At 55.6% G+C, this 13,456-nt stretch carries 12 protein-coding genes and 1 pseudogene; 8 read left to right on the forward strand and 5 right to left on the reverse strand.

The genetic code is table 11. From position 1 onward, the window contains the following. Positions 1 to 159: 159 nt before the first annotated feature. From LBQ97_08600 to LBQ97_08620, 5 genes are read right to left on the reverse strand one after another with little or no spacing between them, the layout of a single operon-like run. Positions 160 to 297, reverse strand: coding sequence for a hypothetical protein (locus LBQ97_08600; protein MDR1832768.1), 138 nt, complete (start codon positions 295 to 297; stop codon positions 160 to 162). 26 nt (positions 298 to 323) lie between these two features. Then, positions 324 to 1,493, reverse strand: coding sequence for a Gfo/Idh/MocA family oxidoreductase (locus tag LBQ97_08605; protein MDR1832769.1), 1,170 nt, complete (start codon positions 1,491 to 1,493; stop codon positions 324 to 326). Positions 1,494 to 1,515: 22 nt separating this feature from the next. Continuing rightward, positions 1,516 to 2,799: a TRAP transporter large permease gene (locus tag LBQ97_08610; protein MDR1832770.1), complete on the reverse strand. Its 1,284-nt coding sequence runs from the start codon at positions 2,797 to 2,799 to the stop codon at positions 1,516 to 1,518. Next, complete coding sequence (locus tag LBQ97_08615; GenBank protein ID MDR1832771.1) at positions 2,793 to 3,347, reverse strand: TRAP transporter small permease; 555 nt, start codon at positions 3,345 to 3,347, stop codon at positions 2,793 to 2,795. The genes LBQ97_08610 and LBQ97_08615 overlap by 7 nt, the downstream gene beginning before the upstream one ends. 51 nt (positions 3,348 to 3,398) lie before the next feature. Continuing rightward, positions 3,399 to 4,382 (reverse strand): TRAP transporter substrate-binding protein, encoded by a 984-nt coding sequence (locus tag LBQ97_08620; protein ID MDR1832772.1) that lies wholly within the window; start codon positions 4,380 to 4,382, stop codon positions 3,399 to 3,401. A gap of 197 nt (positions 4,383 to 4,579) precedes the next feature. Here LBQ97_08620 and LBQ97_08625 point away from each other — a divergent pair, with 197 nt between their 5' ends. The 8 genes and pseudogenes from LBQ97_08625 to ftsY all read left to right on the forward strand — a co-directional run bounded on the left by LBQ97_08625 (position 4,580) and on the right by ftsY (position 13,358). Next, the gene (locus LBQ97_08625; protein ID MDR1832773.1) at positions 4,580 to 6,928 is read left to right on the forward strand and encodes an aminotransferase class I/II-fold pyridoxal phosphate-dependent enzyme; all 2,349 of its coding nucleotides are present in this window, start codon (positions 4,580 to 4,582) and stop codon (positions 6,926 to 6,928) included. Between the two features lie 74 nt (positions 6,929 to 7,002). Continuing rightward, positions 7,003 to 7,872, forward strand: a pseudogene (gene pyrB, locus LBQ97_08630) (aspartate carbamoyltransferase). 257 nt (positions 7,873 to 8,129) lie between these two features. Next, complete coding sequence (locus LBQ97_08635) at positions 8,130 to 8,951, forward strand: dihydroorotate dehydrogenase electron transfer subunit (protein MDR1832774.1); 822 nt, start codon at positions 8,130 to 8,132, stop codon at positions 8,949 to 8,951. Continuing rightward, on the forward strand, positions 8,951 to 9,883 hold the full coding sequence (locus LBQ97_08640; GenBank protein ID MDR1832775.1) for a dihydroorotate dehydrogenase: 933 nt from the start codon (positions 8,951 to 8,953) through the stop codon (positions 9,881 to 9,883). The genes LBQ97_08635 and LBQ97_08640 overlap by 1 nt, the downstream gene beginning before the upstream one ends. Next, complete coding sequence (gene pyrF, locus LBQ97_08645; protein ID MDR1832776.1) at positions 9,880 to 10,596, forward strand: orotidine-5'-phosphate decarboxylase; 717 nt, start codon at positions 9,880 to 9,882, stop codon at positions 10,594 to 10,596. The genes LBQ97_08640 and pyrF overlap by 4 nt, the downstream gene beginning before the upstream one ends. Before the next feature lie 4 nt (positions 10,597 to 10,600). Next, positions 10,601 to 11,839, forward strand: coding sequence for a dihydroorotase family protein (locus LBQ97_08650; GenBank protein ID MDR1832777.1), 1,239 nt, complete (start codon positions 10,601 to 10,603; stop codon positions 11,837 to 11,839). Between the two features lie 12 nt (positions 11,840 to 11,851). Beyond that, complete coding sequence (gene pyrE / locus LBQ97_08655) at positions 11,852 to 12,475, forward strand: orotate phosphoribosyltransferase (GenBank protein MDR1832778.1); 624 nt, start codon at positions 11,852 to 11,854, stop codon at positions 12,473 to 12,475. A gap of 16 nt (positions 12,476 to 12,491) precedes the next feature. After that, positions 12,492 to 13,358: a signal recognition particle-docking protein FtsY gene (gene ftsY, locus LBQ97_08660; protein MDR1832779.1), complete on the forward strand. Its 867-nt coding sequence runs from the start codon at positions 12,492 to 12,494 to the stop codon at positions 13,356 to 13,358. Positions 13,359 to 13,456 lie beyond the last annotated feature (98 nt).

The raw sequence follows: 13,456 nt of genomic DNA on the forward strand, positions 1-13,456 counted from the left end.
AAGAAAAGCGACCAGATACAAGCGACCGGTCGCGTAAATGCACTATCATGTTCATTGTTCCCAGCTTTCGTTGTATTCCTCAGATGTATTGTGACAAAAAAATATTACTTAATGTGATGTGCGTACCAACATTATAGCATAAATATGAAAATTTGTCAATTATTTTGTGCGCAATGTCCGTCTTCTCAATTCCCGCCAGAGTCCCACGAAAAACAACACAAATTTGATCTTCCGGATCTCCCACGGGATTTTCCCGAGGGATTTTGTCATTCCTTCCTCGATTTCCTTTTCGGTCATAAAGCCTCCTTTCGCCGTTTCGGCGCTTATCTCCCTACATCCCTGCCCAGGGAAATGGGCGCGGACATCTTGAGATGATCCACATTCCGTGTCTTTTCGTGAAAATGGGGCATGAGAGCCGCCAGTCCGCCCTTTTTGTAAAAAGGATCGTCGGACGCGATGGGGAGCTTCACGGCGCTTTTCGTGCAGGCGGATTTGTAGATGGCCGTAATGAGTTCGATCGTATCCCTGCCCTGACGTCCGTCAATCAGCAGATCCTCTTCTCCCCGGATGGCGGCGAGGAAATTCCCGATCTGGGCCGGATGGCCTTCGGTCGTAAGGCTCGGCAGGGCCTGATAGGCGGCGTCCACAGAGGCCCGGGTTCCGTCGTCAATCGCCGGAAAACCGTTTTCGAGGGCTTTGGAGGCGAAGGGCTTCCAGGGAACGGAGAGCCGGGCTTTTTTGCATTGGAAAACCAGTTCCTGCTCCTCGTCGTGGGTCAGGAGGTTGGCGTTCAGTTGGGCCACGGCGCCGGGATAGCTGAGGACCGCCGACGCGAAGTCTTCGCATTGGGAGTTGTCGTGGCCGACGTTTCCGATAACGGCCGAAACGCTTTGGGGCTTTCCCAGCATCCAGAGCAGGAGGTCGATATGGTGAACCGCGTGGTTGAGGACGCAGCCGCCCCCTTCTTTTTCCCAGGTTCCGCGCCAGGAAAGATCGTAATAATTTTCTCCGCGCCACCAGAGGGAATTGACGACGGCCAAAAGCACCTCTCCGGCGATTTTGTCCCGGAGCAGCCGCTGAACTTTTTGATTGGGCGTCTTGAAGCGGTTCTGGGCGACGGCGGAAAGGATCTTGCCGCTGATGTCGGCGGCCTTGACCATGGCGTCGCATTCTTCGAGGGAGCCCGCCATGGGCTTTTCGCACAGGACGTGCTTTCCTGAGGACAGGGCCGCCACGGCGACCTCGGCGTGGAGGGAAGGGGGCAGGCAGACGGAGACAGCGTCCACTTCGGGGAGCTTCAGGGCCTCCCGGTAATCGGAAAAGGTCTTCGCTTTCAGCCCCTTGGCGGCAACCAGTTCCTTCGCCTTTTCCTCAAAGACGTCGCAAACGGCGACGATTGTGCAAAGATTTCCAAACTGCGCGTAGGCGTCGGCATGGACGGCGGCGATGGCGCCCGCGCCCGCGATCATAACGCCGATCGGTTTTTTATTCATAAAATCTCTCCTCAAAAACATTTTATCCGTAAATCAGATCCGGCAGCCAGGTCACGATTTTCGGGAAAATCAAGGCCAGCGCCAGGGTCAGCAAGATGGTCACAATATAGGGGAAAAGCGGTTTGACGACTTTTTCCATCGGTATTTTTCCGATACCGCAGGAAATGAACAAAAATGTCCCCACGGGCGGCGTGATGGCCCCCAATTGCATGAGGATCACCATGACGACGCCGAAATGGATCGGGTTGAAGCCGAAGGCGTTGCCGATGGCGAGTACTGTCGTCGCGAACATGGCAATGATCACCGTGGGGTCCAGGAACATGCCGAGGACGATAAAGACCACAAAGAGGAAGAGCACGGCGTAAACGGGGTTTCCCAGCGTCTTCACGGCGAAATCCTGCACTTCCTTTTGAAAATGGAGCCGGACGAGCACGTTGGACAAAACGCCCGCCGCCGCGATGGTCATGTAGACCACGGACGTCGTCACGGCGGAATCCCTGACGATATCGAGGAGATCGGAAATTTTGAGCGTTTTGGAAATCACAAAGCCGTAAAAGAGCCCGTAGAGGATCGCGAGAACGCCGGATTCCGTCGGCGTCACAAAGCCGAACACAATGCCCGAGAGGATGATCAGCGGCATCAGGAGCGCCCCGAAGGATCTGAAGGCCGTGAGAAAAAAGTTTTTCAGGGAAAACTTTGTCGTAGCGATGTGATATCCCCGTTTGATATACACGAGATACACCACAAGCATTTGCATGAGGCCGATGAGGATCCCGGGCCCCACGCCTCCCATAAAGAGCCTGCCGATGGGAATTTCCGTATAAAAAGAGTATAAAATAAAGGCTATGCTGGGCGGGATAATCGGTGAGAGCATGGAAGATCCTGCCGTTACGGCCACGGCGTAGTCTGTGTCATAGCCCTGTTCCTCCATGGCGGGGATCAGCATGCCGCCGATGGCCGCCGCGTCCGCCGCGCCGGAACCCTGGATGCCGCCGAAGAGCATACTCGTCACGACATTCACGTGGCCCAGTCCCCCTTTGAACGAGCCCACCGCCGCGTTGGCGAAATCCACCAGTTTATCGGTGATTTTGGCCTTCGTGATGATATTTCCCGCGATGATGAAATAGGGGATGGCCAGAAGCGAAAGGCTGTTGATGCTGCCGAACATCTTGATGATCGTGAGGTTGAGGGAAATGTTGCCGGCCTTCAAAAAAATAATGCCCGCCATCAAAAGAGACAGGAAAATCGGGAAACCGAGGAAAATAAAAGCGAGTAAAACAATAAAAATAAACAGCGTCGTCAGCATGGTTCATCCTCCCCGGCCGGTTTCGGCTTTTCGCTCCGTCCGGCGCTTTTCCTTCTGGAGAAGGGATGCTCGCCGAAGAGAAAGATCAGCAGATAATCGTAAAACAAAAACGCGCAGCCGATGGGGATGGCGGCGTAGAACCAGACCGTGGAGAGGGCGATATTCTGCAAATAATTGTCCCGCATGGAGAGCGTGACTTTGATTCCGTAGCCTACAAGGACGGCCAGGACCGCCAGAACCGTGAGCTGGGCAACCTTGTCGAGAGCGCTTTTGAAGCGCTTGGGGACGAATTTTTCCACGAGAAACTGGATGCTGATGTGGGAATTTTCCTTGACGCCGAGACTTGCCGCCAGAAAGGCCAGCCAGATCGCGCACATCCTCAGCAACTCATCCCCCCAGGCGAAAGGCCGGAGGGATGAGAAACTGCGAATGAAATAGCGCAGGACGATATTCGTTGCCGCGATGCCCACCGCGACCGCCGTGATCAGCACCAGGGCCGTCAGGCGGAGTCCGTTCAGAAAGGCGTCCAGTTTTTTCAAAAAACCCATGATACGGTTCCTCCTGTTGATTTCATTCCGCTGTGATGAGGATGCTTAAATTCAGTCGATTTTACTCAAATAATCGATGAAGTCGCTCCAGTTCTGTCCCTTTTTCCGGTATTCGTCCAGCATGGGGGCGCAGGCCTTCTTCCATTCGTCGATATCTTTGATTTCCGTCACGATGACGCCGTCTTTTTTCATTTGTTCAAGGGCCTTGCCCTGATCGTCGTCGTCCAGTTTTTCCTGATAGGCCGTTGCCTCGGCGGCTACTTTCCGGACAAGCTGCTGCAGGTCGTCGGGAAGGGATTCAAACCATTCCGTATTGAAGAAATAATAAATACAGGCGATGATGTGGTTTGTGATCGCGAGATTCTTGGCGTTGTCCTGGAACTTGGACGCGTTGAGGGAACTGGGGGAACCTTCGGCGCCGTCCACAACTTTCTGCGAGAGGGCCGTGTAGATTTCGTTCCAATCCATGGTGACGCCGGACGCGCCAAGGTGTTCGAACATGCTGATGTAAATGGCGTTGGGTCCCCGCATAACCAGCTTTTGCATGTCCGCCAGCTTTGTCACGGGTTTTGAGGTCAGGATGTCCCGGGAGCCCTGGGATTGTCCGGCCATGGCCGTAAAGCCTTTTGCTTTGACAAATTCATTGACTTTGGGTTCCGCGGCCTTCAGGACTCTGCGGTAATGATTGTTGTCTTTGAACATAAAGGGGAACTCAAACATCATCAGGGGTTCGAGGCCTTTATAAGCGCCCGGTCCCGTTCCGGGGGCGGCTACGACCATCTCCAGGTCCTTCGTGAGCGTCATGGCCACCTGTTCGGCCTGATTCCCGAGCTCGGCGCCGTAGTTGGCCGTCGCTTTGATTCTGCCCTTGGATTGCGCGTTGATCTGCTCCACAAAATACTTCAGGCCTTTGCCCACCGTGGAACCTTCGGCAAGGTTTGTGGACGTGCGGAGCGTGTACACTTTTTCCGCGGCGAACAGAGCGCCGGAAATGAGGAATACAAGGGTCAATACTGCTGCAAGCGTTTTCTTCATGTGTTGCCTCCTGTGCGTTCAATTTTTTGCCGGATCCCGTAAAGAATCCGGTTTTTTCCTCCAATCCGGTTATACTATATTTTTTCAAAAAAAGCAACGAAAAATCACTAAAAAAACGATTGACAAGCAGTCAAAAAAAACGTAAAATACATTGGAATGTAAAGGGGAACGAGATGAAAAACACCCGGGAGGCGTCCATGTCCAAGCTGGATCAGAGCAAAACACCTTTGTTTACGGTACTCAAAGACGTTTATGTCAAAAGGGATATCCTGCCCTTCCACGTGCCCGGGCATAAGCGGGGCAAAGGCGCGGATCCGGAATTCAGAGATTTTGTGGGCATGGGGCCCCTGACCATGGACGTGACGATCTTTGAGATGGTGGACGGCCTGCACCATCCGACGACCTGCATCAAAGAAGCGCTGGAACTGGCCGCCGACGCCTACAACGTGAAAAAGAGCTTTTTCGCGGTAAACGGAACCTCCGGAGCCATTCAGGTTATGATCATGTCGGTCATGAACTCCGGGGACCAGATCCTTGTCCCAAGAAATGTGCATAAATCCGTAACCGCGGGCATTATCCTCTCCGGCGCGGAGCCCGTCTACGTCAACCCCGAAATCGACGAAAATCTGGGAATCGCCAACGGCATTTCCCCCAAGTCCATAGAAACCGCTTTGAAGCAACATCCCGACATCAAAGCGGTCCTGATCATCAATCCCACTTATTACGGCGTGGCCACGGACATCAAAAAAATCGCGGGCATCGTGCATGAATACGATATTCCGCTGTTGGTGGACGAAGCCCACGGCCCCCATCTCCATTTTCACGACGATCTGCCCACCTCCGCCGTCGACGCGGGGGCCGACATCTGCACACAGAGCACGCATAAAATCATCGGCGCCATGACCCAAATGTCCATGCTGCACGTCAATTCCGACCGCATAGACATCAACCGGGTGCAGCAGACGCTGAATTTGTTGAGCACCACCTCGCCCTCCTATCCGCTGATGGCCAGTCTCGACTGCGCCAGACGGCAGATCGCGACGGAAGGGCGGGAGCTCCTCGACCGGGCCATCAAACTGGCCAGACGCTTCCGGGGGGAAGTCAACCGGATTCCCGGGATTTACTGCTTCGGCGAGGAACTGATCGGCAAACCCGGCTTTTTTGCCCTGGATCCCACGAAAATTACCGTAACCGCCAGAGACTTGGGCCTGACCGGCGCGGATTTGGAGCACATCCTCACGGAAGACTACAATATCCAGATGGAATTATCCGATTTTTATAACGTCCTCGGCCTCATTACGATTGGCGACGACGACGAAAGCGTCGACCGGCTCATCGGGGCCTTCAGGGATATCAGCCGCCGCTTTTACGGCAAAGAGGACATCCTGAAGCGGGAATTCATCAAGATGCCGCCGATCCCCGAGGAGATTTTGAACCCCCGGGAAGCCTTCTACAGCGCGAAAAACAAGATCAAATTCGCCGAAAGCGAGGGCAAGATCTGCGGGGAGCTCATCATGGCCTATCCGCCCGGCATTCCGGTCATCACGCCCGGCGAGCGGATCACCAAGGACATCCTCGACTATGTCCACGACTTGAAAGAAGCCCGCCTCAACGTCCAGGGTCCCGAGGATCCCGAGCTGGAATATCTCAACGTCATCGAGGAAGACGACGCCGTCTACATCTACGCGGAAAAGATGAAGAGCGTCCTCTTCGGCGTCCCCATGAATCTGGGCGCCAACCGCTCCGGCATCGAGTTCGGGCCCGAAACCCTCGTCAACACCTATCCTGAGACCTTTGACGAAATGCAGTTTATCGATGTGGAAAAACAGCGGGAAAACTTCAACGAGTGGAACCTCAAATATAAAAACACGGTCCTCAATACCTGTGAGAAAATCGCGGGCACGGTCTATCAGGCCGTCAAGGACGGCTACCGCCCCATTACCATCGGCGGCGACCATTCGGTCTCGCTGGGCACAGTCTCCGGCGTCTCCCTGGAAAAGGACATCGGTCTCGTCTGGATCGGCGCCCACGGCGACATGAATACGGACAAATCCACGATTACCGGCAATATCAACGGCATGTCGCTGGCGCTCCTGCAGGGAATCGGCGACAGGGACCTCGTCAACTGCTTTTACGACGGGGCCAAGGTCGACAGCCGGAATGTGGTGATCTTTGGCGTCAGGGACCTCGATTTCAAGGAAAGGGAGATCATCGAGCAGGTGGGCGTCAAGGTGTTCTGGTACGACGAAATTGCCCAGAAAGGGCTGGAAGCCTCCCTGGAGGAAGTCAGGGACTATCTGAAGACCGAAAATGTCCATGTGAGCTTCGATCTGGACGCGTTGTCGCCGGAATACGCGCCGGGCGTCAGCGTTCCGGTCCGCAAGGGCTTCGGGGCCGACGACGTCTTTCAGCTCTTCAAGTTTTTGTTCAAGACCTATTTCGTGACTTCCATCGATATCGTGGAATTCAACCCCGTTAACGACAAAAACGACATGACGCTGGGCTTTGTCAACGAGCTTACGAACTATGTGGTCAATCCCGATTAGGGAACAGGATGTGTTTGCCGGATCCGCGGCAAATACATCTTTTTTATGAAAACAACGCAGACAAGGGAGGGAAAATGAGAAGTTTTTTATCGATCAAAGACCTTACGACGTCGGAAATTTACGGAATTCTCGATCTTGCCAAGCAGCTCGCCCTGCATACGATGCCCGACATCCTCGCCGGTCGGATCATCGGGAGCCTGTTTTTTGAGCCCTCCACGAGGACGCGGCTTTCCTTCATCTCTGCCGCCTACCGGGTCGGGGCCCAGGTCCTCGGTTTTGATTCCCCCGACGCCAGTTCCATCAAAAAAGGGGAATCCCTGCGGGATACGATCAAGATGGTCGAGGCCTATACCGACGCCATCGTGATGCGCCACTCCATCGAGGGGGCCGCCAAATTCGCCGCGGAGATCTCAAAGGTCCCCATATTGAACGCCGGCGACGGGGCCAATGAACACCCCAGTCAGACGCTTCTCGACCTTTACACGATCAAAGAGGAACTGGGGACCCTGGAAAATCTCAAAGTGGCCTTTGTGGGCGACATGAAGTACGGCCGTACCGTCCATTCCCTCGCCAAAGCCCTCGCCAATTTCGGCTGCGAGTTTTATTTCGTCGCGCCGGAACTGATCCAGATCCCCTCCCACATCACGCAGGAACTGAAAAGCAGGGGCGTTCGCTATACGCTTTTGCGCAATTACGAGGATATCCTGCCCGAAATCGACATCCTCTACATGACGCGGATCCAGCGGGAGCGTTTCGACAATCCCGACGAATATCAGCAGGTCAGCGGCGTCTACCAGATCGACCGGGAGCGGATTCTCGGAAAATGCAAAGATGAGATGATCATTCTCCATCCGCTGCCCCGGGTGGACGAGATCGCCATCGACCTTGACGACACGAAGCACGCCCGCTACTTCCAGCAGGCGGCAAACGGTATTCCGATCCGCTCGGCCCTCTTTGTGGCGGCGCTGGAAATCAAGCCCATCGGCCCCGCCAAAGAAGCGAAAGAGGAAGAAAATCAGAGCGTCATTGCCTGCGAGCGTTCCAAGTGTCAAAACATCATGTGCGTCACCCACTACGAGCAGACGAAAAACAAGATTCTGAGAACCTCCTACGGCGATTTTTGCTATTACTGCGGCAAGGAAATCCCGGGATGAGCATATAAAAAAGAAAACAAATATAGTTTATGATAAAAGGAGGCCCCATGTTTTTAGAAAACGCCGCGGTACTGGCAAACGCCAGGGTCGCGGAGAATAAATACCTGATGAAAGTCGTCTCTCCGAAGACGGTCGGAGCGGCGAAGCCCGGGCAATTTTACATGCTCCGCTGCAAAGACGATTATTTTACGCTGCGAAGGCCGGTCAGCGTCCACGGCGCCGACGCGCTTACCAACGTTCTCGAATTCTACTATGAAGTAAAGGGGGCGGGAACCCGGGATTTGGCCGGATTTGCGCCCGCCGACGGCATAGAAATCCAGGGCCCGCTGGGAAAAGGCTTCACGACCGCGGAAAAAGGCCGGGAGCTTCTGGTGGTAGGCGGCGGAATGGGGCTTGCCCCGATGAAATACCTGACGGAGATCCTCAAGCGGGACAATAACGTGACGCTGGTCGCCGGCGGCAGAGACGCGGAGGCCCTGCGGATCTTAAGCAATTTCGATCTCACGGGGATATCGGTCTTCGTCACTACGGACGACGGCGCCGTGGGCGCAAAGGGGACCGTGATTCCCAAGGTTTCCGAGCTTTTGAGCGAAAAAAAATACGACCGGATCTATGTCTGCGGCCCCGCGCCCATGATGATCCTCGTGGGTCAGCTGGCCCTGGCCGAGCGCGTCCCCTGCGAGATTTCCATGGAATCGCGGATGGCCTGCGGCGTCAAGGCCTGTGTGGGCTGTTCCTTCCTGACCAACGAGGGCATGAAGAAGGTCTGCGCCGACGGCCCGGTCTTCGACGGGACGCTGATTCGGGAGATCAACAATACCGAACAAAAAAATTGCGGGACCTGCGGATGCGCGGGGGAGGTGAAGTGATGTCGGCATTACGGACGGAATTTTTGGGCGTAACGATGAAAAACCCGGTCGTTACGTCATCGGGCTGCTTCGGTTTCGGCCTCGAATACAGGGACTATTTTGATCCCGACCTCCTGGGCGGCATCGGCCTCAAGGGGACGACCCTGAGCGCCCGTACGGGAAATATGGGGACCCGGGTTACGGAAACCCCCGCCGGTATGCTCAACACCGTGGGTCTGGAAAATCCCGGCGTTCACTATGTCAAAGACGCGACGATTCCGGAAATCCGGGCGGCGGGCGTCAAAGCGCCGTTGATTTTCAACATGAGCGGCAGTACCTTGGACGAGTATGTGGAAATGGCCAAAATCGTCGATACCATAGCCGACGTGGCCATTGTGGAGCTCAATATCTCCTGTCCCAACGTGAAGGACGGCGGCATGGCCTTCGGCGCCAACCCTTGCGCGGCGGGGGACGTGACGGCGGCGGTCCGCAGACAGACGAAAAAACCCCTTGTGGTGAAGCTCACGCCCAACGTGACCGACGTGGCCGCCATTGCCAAAATCGTCGAAGAAGCGGGGGCGGACGGGATTTCTGTGATCAACACGCTTTTGGGCATGGCCATCGACGTGCGGACGAGAAAGCCCGTCCTCGGCAATATCTTTGGCGGACTCTCGGGACCCGCGGTAAAACCGGTCGCCCTGCGAATCGTATACCAGGTATACAAAGCCGTCGGAATCCCCATCGTGGGCATGGGCGGCATTTCGTCGACGGAGGACGCCCTGGAGTTTATCTTCGCGGGGGCGACGCTTGTGTCCATCGGGACGGGAATATTCAAGAATCCGCTCCTGCCCGTGGAGATCATCGAGGGGCTTGAAAAATACTGCGCGGACAACGGGATTGCCAATATAAGCGAGCTCGTCGGAGCGGCGCATAAAGGAGAGGTGAAGGTATGACGGACGGCAGGGAACGCATGATCGTGGCGCTGGATTTTCCATCCTATGAAAAGGCCCATGATTTTATCGAAAAATTGGGGGATCACGTGGGGTTTTACAAAGTGGGGCTTGAGCTTTTTCTCAATTCCCGGGGCAAAATCGTCGAATTTTTGAAGGAAAAGAAAAAGCGGATCTTTCTCGATCTGAAATTTCACGACATCCCCAATACGACGGCCCAGGCCGCGGTATTCGCGGCGAATCAGGACGTCTTTATGTTCAATGTCCATGCGGGGGGCGGCAAGAAAATGATGAAAACCGTCGCGGAGGAAGTGAGGAAAGTGAACCCGAAGACGCTCTTGATCGCGGTGACCGTATTGACCAGCATTTCCGAAGCGGAAGCTCGGGAGACCTTTCATTCGACCCTGGACATCAAAGCCCTGGCCGTCAATCTCGCCCGGCTCACAAAAGAAGCGGGTTTGAACGGCGTCGTCTGCTCGCCCTGGGAAGCGGCCGAAATCAAGAAGGAAATCGGGCGGGACTTTGTGACGGTCTGCCCCGGCATCCGGCTCAAGGACAACGCTACCGATGATCAGGAGCGGATCATGACGCCTTGGGACGCCATCAAAAGCGGCTGCGACTACCTTGTGATCGGACGCCCGGTGACAAAGGCCGAAGATCCGCTGACAGCCGCCGATACCATCGCCCGGGACATCGAACGGGCTCTGGAGGCGTGAGGCCATGCTCGTCAAAAACGCCAGACTCATCACAGCCGAAAACAAAGAAATCCTGCGGGATATTCTGATCACCGCGGGGCTTATCACAAAAATCGAAGCGTCGATACCCGAAACGGAAGCCCGGGACGGGGAGGTCCTTGACGCAGGCGGAAAGCTCGTCCTTCCGGGCCTTGTAGACCCCCACACCCATATGCGGGACCCCGGTCTCACCCACAAGGAGGATTTTTCGACCGGGAGCCTTGCCGCCGCGAGAGGGGGCGTGACTGTATTTCTCGATATGCCGAATACTTCTCCGGCCACAATCACCCCGGAGATTCTCGAAGAGAAAAAGAAACAGGCTGTCGGACGCGCCTGGGTGGACTACGGCTTTTATTTCGGCGGCTCAAAATCCGACAACAGCGCCGAAATTCCCAAGACCTGGGGAAAAGTGGCGGCCACAAAGGTATTTTTAAACGTCTCCACCGGCGATATGCTCGTGGAGGATGTGGCGGTCCTCGAGCGGATCTTCCGGAACTCGAAATTGGTGGCCGTCCACGCCGAAGGCGACATGGTCCACAGAGCCATTGATCTTTGCGAAAAAACCGGCGTTCCCCTCTATCTCTGCCACCTGTCCCTGGCCTCGGAAGTGCAGGCGCTCGCCGCCGCCAAGGCCAAGGGCCTTCCGGTCTACGGCGAAGCGACGCCCCATCACCTCTTTCTCACCGGGGAAGACCGGGAAAAAGACGGATATACGCGGCAATTCCTGCGGATGAAGCCCGAGCTCAAGGAAAAAAGCGACGTCGACTGTCTCTGGCGGGCCATACAGGAGGGCGTCATCGATACGATCGGGACGGACCACGCGCCACATACCCTGGAAGAAAAAACCGCGAAGCTGACCTCGGGCGTTCCGGGCGTCGAGCACAGTCTCGAGATGGTCCTGCGGGCCGTGGAGGAAGGAAAAATCACCCTCGCGAGGCTGACGGAACTGATGTCGGCAAAACCCGCCGAAATCTTCGGCATCGCGGGGAAGGGCGGCATAAAGCCAGGGAACCACGGGGATCTTGTCATCGTGGATACGAGGGACCACAGTCTGATCGGAGAGGACAAAATCATTTCCAAATGCGGCTGGACGCCCTACGCCGGATTCAAGCGGGGCGGGCGGGTGTTGACGACGGTCCTTCGCGGCCGGGTCGTCTATGACCGGGGAAATTTTTCCGGGCCCTGGGGCCGGGAAGTCACCTACAACAACTCAAGCGACGAATAAACGGAGGAAAAAATGAATAAAGAAAGCGCAATTGCCGAGGCTTTGTTAAAAACCGGCGCCGTCAAACTCAATGTGAAGACGCCCTTCACGTTTGTATCGGGCATCAAAAGCCCGATTTACTGCGATAACAGACAGATGATCGCCCATCCCGCCGAGCGCAGGCTCTTTGTGGAGGCCTTTCTGGAAAAACTGAAGGGAAAGGACTACGATATCCTCGCGGGCACGGCCACGGCGGGCATTCCCTGGGCCGCCTTCCTCGCTTGGGAGACCGGCAAGCCCATGAGCTACATCCGGGCCGAGAAGAAGGACCACGGCGCGGGAAAACAGGTCGAAGGGGCCGATCTTGCGGGGAAAAACGTCATCATCATCGAAGATCTGATCTCCACGGGAGGGAGTTCCCTGAAGACCGTGGAGGCCGCTTTTGACGCGGGCGCGGCAAACGTATCGGTTTTGGCCGTCTTTTCCTATGAATTTCCCAAGGCCGAAAAAGCCTTCGCGGAAAAGGGCGTCAAATGGGAGACCATATCGAATTTCCCGGCCCTCATTGCCATCGCCTGTGAAAAGAACTACCTCACGAAGGAGGAGGCCGACGCGGCCTCGGCGTGGAACAAGGCCCCCGACAGCTGGGGAAGATAGAAAAGGGGGAGCAAACATGGGCTTTTTCATGAAATTGAAATCATTTTTTACGGGACGCCGACCCCTCGACGACACGCTCTACGAGGAATTGGAAGACGTCCTGATCCAGTCCGATATCGGCTATGAGATGACGGGCCGGATCATCAAGGCCCTCGAAAAAGAAGTCAAGGCCCGGGGCGTCGCCGATACCGAAGGGGTATACGGGACGCTGCGGGACATCCTGTCGGGTTTTCTGATCCGGGAAAATCTTGAAATTCCCCTCACGGAGGGAGAACTCAATGTGATCCTCGTGACCGGCGTAAACGGCGTCGGCAAGACGACCACCATCGGAAAGCTCGCCGCCCGATACGCGGCGCAGGGAAAGCGGGTCGTGCTGGGCGCGGCGGACACGTTCCGGGCGGCCGCCGTGGAGCAGCTGGAGGAATGGGCGAAACGGGCCGGCGCGGACTTTGTCAAAGGGAAAGCCGGAGACGACCCCGGGGCGGTCTGTTACGATACGCTGGATTACGCCCTGCGAAAGGGCTTTGACATCGCTATCATCGATACGGCGGGCCGGCTTCACAACAAGAACAACCTGATGAAGGAGCTGGAAAAAATCAACGGCGTCATCAAAAAAAAGCTGGGCGGGCGGCCCTATGAATCCCTTCTGGTTATCGACGGGACAACAGGGCAGAACGCCATCGCCCAGGCCAGGACCTTCAACGAGGCGACGGACTTGACGGGCTTTGTGATCACGAAGCTCGACGGGGCCTCCAAGGGCGGCGTCGTCTTCAGCGTTTCGGACCTGACGGGAAAGCCGGTCAAATTTGTCGGTATGGGGGAGAAAATCGACGACCTGCGGGTTTTTGACCCCGCGGAGTTCATTGCGGCAATATTTGGATGAAATGCGTCAAAAACCGAACAATTGTACATTTTCAAAGCGTTTTGTATCGTGAAAAATACTTGCAAAAGGAATGAAAATGTGGTAACATTAAATTATTC

Source organism: Fusobacteriaceae bacterium (assembly GCA_031272775.1).
Lineage (GTDB): Bacteria > Fusobacteriota > Fusobacteriia > Fusobacteriales > Fusobacteriaceae > JAISST01.